This is a genomic window from Sphingopyxis chilensis (genome assembly GCF_035930445.1).
GTDB classification, from domain to species: Bacteria; Pseudomonadota; Alphaproteobacteria; order Sphingomonadales; family Sphingomonadaceae; genus Sphingopyxis; species Sphingopyxis chilensis.
Window position 1 is genome coordinate 83,131 of record NZ_CP142394.1, and the last position, 11,710, is coordinate 94,840.

Here is an 11,710-nt window from a genome sequence, read left to right on the forward strand (position 1 = left end):
GCATGTCATGGGGACCTCGGGCCGGAACAGGCCCTCCCCTAGCCCCTCCCGCAAGCGGGAGGGGAATATGGAGACTCCATGAAACTCTTCATCGGCAACAAGGCCTATTCGAGCTGGAGCCTGCGCGGCTGGCTGGCGGTCAAGCATAGCGGGCTGCCCTTCGAGGAGGTCACCGTCCCGCTTTACGACGAGGACTGGTCGAACCGCCGCGAGGGCGACGAGTTCGCGCCGTCGGGCGGCAAGGTGCCGATCTTGTGGGACGGCGACGATATCGTCGTGTGGGACAGCCTCGCGATCATCGACTATCTCAACGAAAAGACCGGCGGCACCAAGCATTTCTGGCCCGACGACATGGCCGCGCGCGCAATGGCGCGGTCGATGGCGGCCGAAATGCACAGCTCGTTCGCCGCGCTGCGCCGCAACCACAGCATGAACATCCGCCGCATCTATCCGGCCGCCGAGCTGCTGCCCGAAGTCCAGGCCGATGTCGTGCGTATCTTCCAGATCTGGGCCGAGGCGCGCGCGCGGTTCGGCGGCGAAGGCGATTTCCTCTTTGGCGACTGGTCGGCGGCCGACATCATGTTCGCGCCGGTCGTCACGCGCTTCGTCACTTACTCGATCCCGCTGCCGCGCTTTGCCGCCGCCTATGCGCAGGCCGTCATCAGCCATCCGTGCATGCAGGAATGGATCGGCGGCGCGCAGGCCGAGGACTGGGTCATCGAGCAGTTCGAGGGGCCGGTCGAGGGGTAGCAGCGGTCTGGGGCTCCTCCCCCAGCAGCCGCGGCATCATCCTGCGTCGATTGGCCTCGCCCAATCGCCGTGCTGGGCCATCCACAGGCTGACGGCGGCGATCGCGGCGGTTTCGGCGCGCAGGATGCGCGGGCCGAGCGCGATACGGCGCACCGCGGCGTGGGCGAGCAGCAGGTCGCGCTCGCGGCCGGTGAAGCCGCCTTCGGGGCCGGTGAGGATCGCGGCGGGGGCCGGCGCCGCGACATCGGCGAGCGGGCGCCCCCCGGCTTCGTCGGCGAAGAGCAGCGCGCGCTCCGCGGGCCAGTCACGCAGCAGCTGCGGCAGCTTGACCGGCGGCGCCAGTTCGGGGAGCGCGGTGCGGCCGCATTGCTCGCACGCCTCGATGATCTGCGCTTCGATCCGCTCGCTCTTGACGCGCTCGACGATCGTGCGTTCGGTGATCACCGGCTGCAGCCGCGCCACCCCCAGCTCGGTCGCCTTTTCGATGATCCAGTCGAGCCGCGCCTTCTTCACCGGAGCGAAGCAGAGCCAGAGGTCGGGCACGCGTTCGATCGCGCGCGTCTGCCGCTCGATACGCAGCGTGGCCGAACGCTTCGCGGCGTCGGCCACGGTGGCCAGCCATTCGCCCGTCCGGTTGTCGAACAGCAGGACCGGATCGCGCGCCTTCAGCCGCATGACGCCGAGCAGATAATGCGCCGCCGGCCCGTCGATCACGGGCGCGGCGTCGGGGCCGAGCGGCAGGTCGATGAACAGGCGGGGCGTGCTGGCGGGCGGCCAGGCGGGAGTCGCGGGCATGGAGCGCGCGATAACAGAAGGCGGCCTGTTGTGCATCTTTTGCCGCCAAACGCCCCTCCCTGTCCCGATCCGGGTCAAAAGCGCCGATCCGCGCCCCTCGGCGCCGCGCCGATTAGCGTTTTGGTAAGCAGTCCTCCCCTAGGTGCGAGATTACCAGCGGCACATCGGTTGGGGAGTGCTGCGGGCCGAAGAGGGGTTAGACCATGCGAGGGACCTGGATCGGCCGGCTGCGCGCCGGCACCAAATCGCTCATTAGCGACCAGCGCGGCAACGCCTTCATGCTGACCGCCGCGGCGATCGTGCCGGTGATCGGCATCGTCGGGTCGGCGGTCGACATCGGCCGCGCCTATATGACGCAGCTGCGCCTGCAGCAGGCATGCGACGCGGGCGTGCTCGCCGGGCGGCGCGCGATGGGCGGCGCCAGCTATTCCGAAGCGGCGCAGTCCGAAGCGAACAAGATGTTCAACTTCAACTTTCCCGAAGCCAAATATGGCGCGTCGGGCATTCTCTTCTCCTCGCAGGCCCTGAACGCCTCGGACGTCGCCGGACAGGCCTCGGCGGTTTTGCCCACCGAACTCATGTTCATGTTCGGCAAGGACCAGTTCCGCCTGTCGGCGAATTGCACCGCGAAGCTCGAAATCTCGAACGTCGATGTGATGATGGTGCTCGACGTCACGGGATCGATGGCGCAGACCAATTCGGGCGATTCGGTCGATCGCATCACCGCGCTCAAAGACGCGACGATGGATTTTTTCGACACGCTGACGACCGCCGATATCGGCGACGGACGGCTGCGCTTTGGCGTCGTGCCGTACAGCTCGACCGCGAATGTCGGCGCGATCCTTTCCGCCGAAAATCCGGCGTGGCTTGCCAATAACGTGACCCTGCCGTCGCGGACGCCGATATTCCGCGAAGTCTATACCGAAACGGGGACCGAGACGAGCGACGAATATACCGACAGCGCTACGACCTACGATTCAAGCTGGACCAACGACGGCACGGTATCGGCAAGCAGCAGTTCGGCATGTGAATCGCGGACCCCGCCGGCAAATACCACGCCGTCGCCGAGCGGATCGCCGGATTACAACCAGACGGGCCAATATGTCGACGGTGACACGCGCGTCACGACCTATGATAAAGAACAGACATATACGTTCCGTACCTATCGATACTCGTGGCGGAGCAGCAACAGCACCTGCCGCAAGCAATATCGCAAGGGCTATTTTACGCGCACCTACGAGACGACGGTGACCGAGACGAAAACCGACGTTTTCGACAATCGATATACCTATGAGGATCGCGATTTCGACGTCAGTCTGGCCAAGACCGGCGCGGCTATCGTCACCGATACGGGCGATTCGGGAACCAGCGTCAGCTATACTTGGGGCGGCTGCCTCATCGAACGCGCCACGGCTGAATTCGATTCCGATGAGACCGCGCCATCGGACGCGCTCGACATGGATATCGACCTGGTACCCGACGCCGATGTCGATACCCAGTGGCGACTTTTGATCCCCGAAATCGCATTTGCGCGAGCGAGCCATCCGGCCAATCAGCCGGCCTCGAGCGACCCGATCACGGTCAACGAGTTCAACAGCAATGGCAGCCGGAACATCACGCTGGATACCAGTTCCAAAGGCCGGTGGCAGCGTTATTCGAAATATTGGGGCGATGGCTGGGGTGTCTGTCCGGCCCCCGCCATGAAGCTGACGACGATGACCGCTGATAATCGCAGCACCTTCAATACCTATGTCCAGTCGCTTCAGCCGCTGGGCGGCACCTATCACGATGCCGGGATGATTTGGGGCGCGCGGCTGCTCTCGCCAACAGGCCTGTTCGCTGACGAAAATGCGACGGCGCCGAACGAGCGGCCGATCAGCCGCCACATCGTCTTCATGACCGATGGCGCGATGGCGCCGAACATGGGGAACCTGACTTTTCAGGGCTATGAGTATCTGATGCACCGCGTCGGCGGAACGACCGACGGCGAGCTTCGAGATCATCACAACAACCGCTTTCAGCAATTGTGCCGAGCGGCGCGCCAGCGGGGGATCACCATCTGGGTCGTATCCTTCGGGATAGGCAGCGATGCCAGCCTGAACAGCTGCGCTTCCTCCGGCGCGGCGTTCGAGGCCGACAATGCCGCCGAACTCAACGAACAGTTCCAGGCGATCGCACGACAGATTTCCAAGCTGAGGCTGTCGCAATGACCGGCGTCCGCACCCTGCTGCGCCGGCTGCGGCGGAGCGAGCGCGGCACCGCGTTCGTCGAATTCGCGCTGACCGCGCCGGTGTTCCTGCTGATCCTGCTCGGCATCTTCGATTACTGCTGGCAGATGTATGGGCAGCAAGTGCTGCAAGGCGTGGTCGCCAAGGCGGGCCGCGATGCGACGCTGGAAGGCTTTGCCGCCGATCAGGAGGCCCTCGACGATCGGGTCGAGGCCGAGGTGAAGAAGGTCTTCAAGAACGCGACCGTGAGTTTCAACCGCCGCACGTTCGACGATTACAGCGACATCAAGCCGCTGCGCTGGGTCGATACCAACGGCAACGGCGTCCAGGATCCCTCGCCCGACGATTGCTGGGAGGATGGCGGCAAGCAGGGCAATGGCGGCGCCGACGACGTCGTCCAATATACGGTGTCGATGCGTTTCGACCGCGTGCTGCCGGTGTGGAGGATGCTGGGCCAGCCGCAGTCCAAGACGCTGACCTCGACGACGCTGCTGCGCAACCAGCCCTTCGCCGCCGACGGCGAAGTGCTCGCGGAGACGTGCGGATGACCCTGCCCCGCCCCCTTCGTCGCCGGGCGCGGATCGTCGCGCGCCGTTTCGCGCGCAATGTCCGCGGCGCGGTGATGCTCGAAATGGCCTTTGCCATTCCCTTCCTCGTGCTCGTCGGTTTCGGCGGGCTGGAAATCGCCAATCTGACGCTGGCGCACACGCGCGTCAGCCAGCTCGGACTCAACACCGCCGACAATGCGGCGCGTATCGCGGCGGGCAGCAACCTAACGCAGCCGCAGGTGCGCGAGGTCGATATCAACGAAGTGTTCGCGGGCGCCGAGCGGCAGGCGGCGGGCCTGAATTTCGAGAATAACGGCCGCATCATCCTGTCGAGCCTCCAGCGCAACAATGATGGCGGCCAGACGATCAAATGGCAGCGCTGTTTCGGCAATATGGAGGTCGCCTCGGCCTATGGCGTCGAAGGCACCGGCGCGACCGGCACCGATTTCCCAGGCATGGGCCCGGTGGGCCGCGAGGTGACCGCGGCGGCGGGCACGGCGATCATGTTCGTCGAGGTCACCTATGAATATGAGCCGCTGCTGTTCGGCAAATGGCTCGGCCCGCAGACCATCCGTTCGACCGCGGCCTATAATATCCGCGAGGCGCGCGACCTGTCGGGCGTGAAGTCGCCCGGCGACAGGGCCGATTGCGACTGACGGCGCGCACGCCGGCGCGAGTGAAGGCAGCGTCGATCGGGCATTTATTCGCAAAGCTCCGCCTGCTATCGCCCGCGCATCGATGACGGCGACCCATCCCCCCGACAGCCAGCTACGCGGCTTCGTCGCGCTGCTCCCCGCCGCGGCGCGGCCCTATGCGCTGCTCGCGCGTTTCGACCGGCCGATCGGCTGGTGGCTGCTTTACTGGCCCTGCGCTTTCGGCGTCGCGCTGGGTGGCGGGGCGGTGAGCCACTGGCCGCTCTTCCTCTGGCTGCTGCTCGGCGCGATCGCGATGCGGGGGGCGGGCTGCGTCTATAACGACATCGTCGACCGCGACCTCGACGCGAAGGTCGCGCGCACCGCATCGCGGCCGGTGGCGAGCGGCGCGGTGTCGGTGCGCTATGCCCTGCTGTGGACCATAGCCCTGTCGCTGGTGGGATTGCTGGTGCTGCTCCAGCTGCCGCGGCCGGCGCAGATCGTCGCGCTCGCGAGCCTGATCCTCGTCGCGGGCTATCCGTTCATGAAGCGCATTACCTGGTGGCCGCAGGCGTGGCTGGGGCTGGTGTTCAGCTGGGGCGCGCTCGTCGCGTGGGTCGCGGTGGGCGGGCCGGACGGGCTCGGGCTGCCTTTGCTCTATGCCGGCTGCATCGCGTGGGTGATCGGGTATGACACCATTTATGCGCTGCAGGATATCGAGGACGACATGCTGATCGGCGTGAAGTCGAGCGCGCGCGCGATGGGCCACCATGTGAAGGGCGGGGTTGCGATCTGCTACGCCGCCGCGCTCGCCTGTTGGGGCGGCGCCGTCTGGGCTGTGCGCCCCGATTCGCTGGCGCTCGCCGCGCTGTTGCCCGCGGCGGTGCATCTGACCGGACAGGTGGTGACGCTCGAACCCGCGAACGGAGAGGATGCGCTGGCGAAATTCCGCAGCAATCGCTTTGCGGGGTTGTTGGTGTTCGCCGCGATGCTGGTGGTGGGGACGGCGCCCTGATTCGCTCCTCCCTGTGGCGAAGCCATGGGGATGATTATTCCGCCGCGAGCAGTTCCTCGGCGCCGCCGAGGTCGACCGAGACGAGGCGGCTGACGCCGCGTTCGACCATCGTCACGCCGAACAGGCGATGCATGCGCGCCATCGTGACGGCATTGTGGGTGACGATCAGGTAGCGGGTGTTGGTTTCGCGCGCCATGCGGTCGAGCAGGTCGCAGAAGCGTTCGATATTCGCGTCGTCGAGCGGCGCATCGACTTCGTCGAGGACGCAGATCGGCGCGGGGTTGGTGAGGAACAGGCCGAAGATCAGAGCCACCGCGGTCAGCGCCTGCTCGCCGCCCGAAAGGAGCGTCAGCGTGCCGAGGCGCTTGCCCGGCGGCTGCGCCATGATTTCGAGGCCGGCTTCGAGCGGGTCGTCCGAGTCGACGAGTTCGAGATGCGCCTGCCCGCCGTTGAACAGCGTCGTGAAGAGGCGCTGAAAATGCGCGTTCACCGCCTCGAACGCCGCGAGCAGCCGCGCGCGGCCTTCGCGATTGAGACTGCCGATCGAACCGCGCAGGCGGTTCACCGCTTGCGTCAGCTCCTCGATTTCGGCGGCACTCTTCTCGCGTTCGGTGTCGAGTTCGACGAGTTCGTCGGCGGCGACGAGATTGACGGGGCCCAGCCGCTCGCGGTCGGCGATCAGCCGGTCGTGCTGCGCCGATTCGGCGTTGGCGTCGCCGACGCTCGCGCTGTCGAACCCGGCCTTTTGCGGGAGCAGCGGCGGCGGGCATTCGAAACGCTCGCCCGAGAGGCGGCCCATCTCGATCCGGCGGAGTTCGGCATTTTCGGAGCGGGCGACAGCGCCGGCGCGGGTTTCGCGCGCGGCGGCGACGCGCTCGCGGATCGCATTCAACGCGGTTTCGGCCTCGCGCAGCGAGGATTCGGCGGCGCGCTCCTGCGCTTCGGCGGCGGCAACCCTGTCGCGCAGCGCGGCTTGCCGGGTTTCGGCCTCGGCGCGCTGTTCGGCGAGCCTCGCGGGAACGTCGGCGAGCTTGTCGGCTTCGGCCGCGAGCGCCTCGGCGCGCTTGTCCATCTCGGTCACGCGGCGCGCGGCCTCGCCGGCGCGTGCCTTCCAGCTCTTGATCTCGGCGCTGACGACCGCCTGCCGCTCGCTGAGGCTCGCGAGCGTGCGTTCGTGCGCCGCCAGCGCGCCCTGCGCCGTGCTGGCGTCCGCACGCGCGCGCTCGGTCACCTGCTCCTCGGCGTCGAGCGCGGCGCGGGCCAGCCGCTCGTCGGGGAGCGCGGCGAGCGCGGCCTCCTGCGCGGCGAGCGTTTCGGCGGCTTCCCTTGCGGCCTCGGCGATCTCGGCGAGGCGGCGGTCGAAGAGCGCTGCGGCATCGCGGTGCCGATCGAGCGCGGCCTGCGCCTGGTCGGCGGCGCGCAACGCGGTGCGGCGCGTTTCGTCGGCCTGCGCGAGCGCCTTGCGCGCGGCGCCAGCGGCCTCGGCCAGTTCGGCGGTCTTCGCGGCGGCGGCGTCGCGGCGGTCGCGAAGTTCCTGCACGCCGAGTTCGACCTGCGGCCGCTGCGCCGCGAGCGCGTCGAGACGGTTCTGGCGCTGCAGCCGCTCGGTCGCGGTCGCGCCGTCGCCGCGCGTCACGAAGCCGTCCCAGCGGCGCATCACGCCATCGGTGGTGACGAGGCGCTGGCCCACCGCGAGCGGCTGACCGCCATCGCTTGTCGCCACCGCGACCTGCGCGAGGCGGCGCGCCAGCGCGGCGGGGGCCTGGACGAATTTGGCAAGCGATTCGGTGCCCGCGGGAAGCGCGGGATCGCCCTTCGCCGCATCGGCGCCGCCCCAGCTGCGCGCCGCGTCACGGTCGGTCCCGGCATCGAGATCGTCGCCGAGCGCCGCGGCGAGCGCGGCTTCATAGCCGGGCGCGACGCGGAGCTGGTCGAGGATGCGGCCCTCGTCGCTGCGCGCGGCGGCGAGCGCGCGTTCGAGCGTCGACGCCTCGCCTTCCAAGGCGGCGAGCGCGGCGCGCGCCTCTGCCAGCGCCGCTTCGATACCCGCGAGGTCGGCGGCGGTCGCTTCGCGATCGGCCTCGGCGGCGTGCAGCGCATTTTCCGCGGTCGCGATCGCGGCTTCGGCGGCTTCGGCGGCCTCCGCGCTGTCGGCGAGCGTCGCGGCGAGTGCGGCGCTGTCGCCAAGCGAGGCGACCTCGGCATCGACGCGCGCCTTGTCCCCGGCGACGCGGCGCACCGCAGCTTCGGCGCTTTCCACCGCCGAAACGGCGATACGCCGGTCGGCGGCCTCGCTCGCGGCCCTGGCGCGCGCTTGCGCAAGCGCGACCTCGGCATCGCGGAGGCGCGCCTGCGCGGCAAGGCTGGCTTCGGCGAGCGCGGCCTTGCCTGCGCCGTGCCCGGCGATGTCCTGCGCCAGCGATTTGGTTTCGGTGTCGAGCGCGGTCAGCGCGGCATGCGCCTCGCGCGCGAGTTCGCCTTCGTGCGCGCGGTCGTCGGCGATGCGCCGCTGCTGCGTCGCCAGATCTTCGAGCCGCTGGAGCGCGGCGCGTTCCTCGCCCTGCAGCCGCACCTGCGTCGCGGTGGCTTCGGCGAGCGCGTCGCGCTGCGCCTGTGCATCGCTGCGCGCCGCCGCGACGCGGGTGGCGACCTCGGTTTGCGCCTTCGATATGGTTTCGAGCTCGTCCTGCGCGGTTTTCACCGCGGCTTCAGCGGCGTCGGCGTCGCGGCGCGCCTGATCGGCGGCGGCAGCGGCATCACGCCAGCGCGCGTAGATCAGCCGCCCTTCGGCGATGCGGATATCGTCGCTGAGCTTCTTGTATTTCTCCGCCGCGCGCGCCTGCCTGCGCAGCGCGTTGGCGCGCACCTCCATGTCGGCGACGATTTCGGAAAGGCGGGTGAGATTGGTTTCGGTCGCGCGCAGTTTCTGCTCGGCGTCCTTGCGGCGGACGTGCAGCCCGGCGATGCCGGCCGCTTCCTCGAGCATCGCGCGGCGGTCGGTCGGCTTGGCGGCGATGACGTTGGCGATCTTGCCCTGGCTGACGAGCGCGGGGCTGTGCGCGCCGGTCGCGGCATCGGCAAAGATCAGCGCGACATCCTTGGCGCGCACGTCGCGGCCGTTGGCGCGATAGGCGCTGCCCGCGCCGCGTTCGATACGGCGGATGACCTCGAGATCGTCGCCGTCGCCGCCATCGGACAGCCCGGCGACGAGCGCGCCTTCGGTGTCGCAATGGAGCGCGACCTCGGCAAAATCGCGCGCGGGGCGCGACGAGGTGCCGGCGAAGATGACATCCTCCATCCCGCCGCCGCGCATCGATTTGGGCGAGGATTCGCCCATCACCCAGCGGATCGCTTCGAGCAGGTTCGACTTGCCGCAGCCATTGGGGCCGACGACGCCGGTCAGCCCGGGTTCGATGCGCAGTTCGGTGGGTTCGACGAAACTTTTGAAACCGGTGAGGCGCAGCCGCTTTATCTGCACGGGAGAAACCCGCGCAGTCTATCGAATCGGAGCTGGTGCAACCTTGGTGTCACATATCCCCCATGCAGCCGTCATGCCGTGCGGCACGGGGAGTCGCAAGGGGGTAGGAACACCGTCGCCTCCGCCTTTGCGGAGGCGACGGTGTTCCGTATGACGACGCCTTAGCGCGCGCCCATCGTGCGCAGGCGGTCGCGCAGCGGGCCCCAGGCGGCGATGCCTTCGGCGACCTGGCCGTTGATGACGAAGGTCGGCGTGCCGGTGATCTGATATTTCTCGACGCCCGCGTTGGTGCCCTTTTCGATCGCCTCGACATTTTCGACCTTGGCGAGGCACTGCTGGATCGTGGCGGCGGGGACGCCGCGCTGCTGGTAGAATTGGTCGATGCCCCAGCCCTTGGCGAGCGCGGTGAAGCGCTGCTCCGGCGGCAGCTTCATCGCTTCCTCGATCCCCGGCTGCGGCTTTGACGCGCCGGCGATGAAGGCCTCATGCTCGATGAAGGTCGCGTCGGCGAGCGGGAAGAAGCGGTCGGGGCCGGTGCATTTGACGATCGCGCCGGCGATCGCATCGACCGGGTGGAGCATGAACGGCGTCAGCTTGTACGATACGCGGCCGGTGTCGACGAAATCGCGCTTCAGCTCCTCGTGCGAATCCTGCGTGAATTTCGCGCAGTGGCCGCAGGTGAAAGCGCCGAATTCCTCGATCTTGATCGGGGCATCGGGGTTCCCCATGACCATGCCGTCGCCGTCGACGCTGACGACCTGCGACCAGCTCTTGCCGGCGGGCGGCGCGACCTTCGCGACAACCTCCTGCTCCTTGGCGGGGTCATCGGCGCCGCCGCCGCAGCCGGCGAGCGCGAGCGCGCCGAGCGAGGACAGGAGGGCGATACGAAGCGATGCGTTCATCTTTTTCTTTCTCCACGAAAACGGGGTTGCGCAGCTTTTAAGAGGCCTTGAGCGCGAGGTCGAGTTTCGATTTGAGCGCCGGCCAGGCGGTGACGTCGGCGTTGCGGCCATTGACGAAGAAGCTCGGCGTGCCCTCGACCCGGTCGGCGTTGAGCCCGATGTTGGTCATGCCCGTGAGTTCGGCCTGCGCGACCTCGCTGTCCAGCGCGGCGTCGAGCTGCGCCTGCGTATAGCCGCGCGCGCGCATCAGCGCGGCGAGGCCGGTGCCCGCGGCGATCTTGCGCGCGCGCTCGGCCGTGGGGCCTTCGAGCCAGCTCTTTTTCTGCGCCTCGGTGGCTTTCTGGACCTTGGCGATGGTCGCGGGGAAAGCGGCGAAGATCGCCTGATGATTGCCGGCGAAAGCTTTCGCACCGCCGACGCGCGCAAGCAGCGCCGCGGTCATGTCGACGGGGTCGCGGACGAGGTTGCGATATTCGAACAGCACCAGCCCGCGGTCGATATATTGGGTCTTGAGCGGAAGCGTGCCCGCCTTCGCGAAATCGGCGCAGATGTGGCAGGTATAGCTGAAATATTCGACGAGGCGGACCTTGGCGGCGGGATTGCCGGCGAGAAAGGCGCCGATCGGGGTGGTCGACACGGTCTGCGACCATGCGGCAGCTTTGGCGGGCGCCGCCGCGATCAGGCCGAGCGCAGCGCCCGAGAGCGCCAGCACCGCCGTCCGGCGGTCGAGAAGCGGGTCGTCAAAAGCGGACATCCGTCGTTCCTAACTGATCCGGGGAAGCTTGGGCGGTGTCGCCAGCCCTGCCGCCATGCGTTCGAGCACGGTGCGCAGTTCCGGGTCGCCAATGTCGCGCAGGCTGTCCCCCAGTTCGGCGGGTACGGGTTTCAGCATTGCCGGCGGCTGAACGGGCGCAGCGGGGGTGACCTGCCCGTGCGTCATGCGAACACTGGCGATCGCGGCATAGCCGAAGAAGCGGTTGACCGCGGCGACGATGTCGGGCGCGACATGCTGGAGCATCGGTGCGTGCGCGCCGCTGATCGTGAGGTGCAGCGTGCCGCCCGCTTTCTGCCCTGCCGGAAAGCGGATCATCGCGGGCTGGGTGACGTCGGCGAGCCGATCCCCGACGATCTCGCGCCAGCGGCTGACCACCGACGACTGGACGAAACCGAATTTGCGAAAGGCGGTGCGGCCGATTTCGGGGACGAGGTCGGAGATCGCACGCGCCTCGCCGCCGCGCGGGCGCTCATAGGGGCGCGCCGCCGCCTTGGTGGTTTTCGCGCCGCCTTTCGTTCCCGCTTTCGCCCGCACCTTTTTGGCGGGCGTGCCGTCTTCGGTGCCTTTCGTCATGCAGGGCGCCATGC

10 protein-coding genes are annotated in these 11,710 nt (G+C 68.2%); 5 read left to right on the forward strand and 5 right to left on the reverse strand.

The features are described from left to right. Positions 1–78 precede the first annotated feature (78 nt). Positions 79–750, forward strand: coding sequence for a glutathione S-transferase family protein (locus tag VSX79_RS00425; protein ID WP_326914102.1), 672 nt, complete (start codon positions 79–81; stop codon positions 748–750). Positions 751–786: 36 nt separating this feature from the next. Here VSX79_RS00425 and VSX79_RS00430 read toward each other — a convergent pair whose 3' ends face one another. Then, positions 787–1,545, reverse strand: coding sequence for a 16S rRNA (uracil(1498)-N(3))-methyltransferase (locus VSX79_RS00430; RefSeq protein ID WP_326914103.1), 759 nt, complete (start codon positions 1,543–1,545; stop codon positions 787–789). 203 nt (positions 1,546–1,748) lie between these two features. On the opposite strand from VSX79_RS00430, the gene VSX79_RS00435 reads away from it, so the two are divergent. The 4 genes from VSX79_RS00435 to ubiA all read left to right on the forward strand — a co-directional run bounded on the left by VSX79_RS00435 (position 1,749) and on the right by ubiA (position 5,968). Then, positions 1,749–3,755, forward strand: a complete 2,007-nt coding sequence (locus tag VSX79_RS00435) for a TadE/TadG family type IV pilus assembly protein (protein WP_179498306.1) — start codon at positions 1,749–1,751, stop codon at positions 3,753–3,755. Further along, a complete protein-coding gene (locus tag VSX79_RS00440) occupies positions 3,752–4,321 on the forward strand; it encodes a TadE/TadG family type IV pilus assembly protein (RefSeq protein ID WP_326914104.1) in 570 nt (189 codons plus the stop codon). Before VSX79_RS00435 ends, VSX79_RS00440 begins: the two co-directional genes overlap by 4 nt. Continuing rightward, complete coding sequence (locus VSX79_RS00445; RefSeq protein WP_179498309.1) at positions 4,318–4,977, forward strand: TadE/TadG family type IV pilus assembly protein; 660 nt, start codon at positions 4,318–4,320, stop codon at positions 4,975–4,977. Before VSX79_RS00440 ends, VSX79_RS00445 begins: the two co-directional genes overlap by 4 nt. An 82-nt stretch (positions 4,978–5,059) precedes the next feature. Continuing rightward, the gene (gene ubiA, locus VSX79_RS00450) at positions 5,060–5,968 is read left to right on the forward strand and encodes a 4-hydroxybenzoate octaprenyltransferase (protein WP_179498311.1); all 909 of its coding nucleotides are present in this window, start codon (positions 5,060–5,062) and stop codon (positions 5,966–5,968) included. A 34-nt stretch (positions 5,969–6,002) separates the two neighbouring features. On the opposite strand, the gene smc is transcribed toward ubiA, so the two are convergent. From smc to VSX79_RS00470, 4 genes are all read right to left on the reverse strand, one after another. Continuing rightward, positions 6,003–9,446 carry a chromosome segregation protein SMC gene (gene smc / locus VSX79_RS00455; RefSeq protein WP_326914105.1) on the reverse strand — a complete coding sequence of 1,148 codons (3,444 nt, stop codon included), beginning with the start codon at positions 9,444–9,446 and terminating at the stop codon, positions 6,003–6,005. Positions 9,447–9,607: 161 nt separating this feature from the next. Further along, positions 9,608–10,348 (reverse strand): thioredoxin domain-containing protein, encoded by a 741-nt coding sequence (locus VSX79_RS00460; RefSeq protein ID WP_179498315.1) that lies wholly within the window; start codon positions 10,346–10,348, stop codon positions 9,608–9,610. A 37-nt stretch (positions 10,349–10,385) separates the two neighbouring features. Next, positions 10,386–11,102 (reverse strand): thioredoxin domain-containing protein, encoded by a 717-nt coding sequence (locus VSX79_RS00465; RefSeq protein ID WP_179498317.1) that lies wholly within the window; start codon positions 11,100–11,102, stop codon positions 10,386–10,388. 9 nt (positions 11,103–11,111) lie between these two features. After that, on the reverse strand, positions 11,112–11,696 hold the full coding sequence (locus VSX79_RS00470) for a DUF721 domain-containing protein (RefSeq protein ID WP_257018277.1): 585 nt from the start codon (positions 11,694–11,696) through the stop codon (positions 11,112–11,114). Positions 11,697–11,710 lie beyond the last annotated feature (14 nt).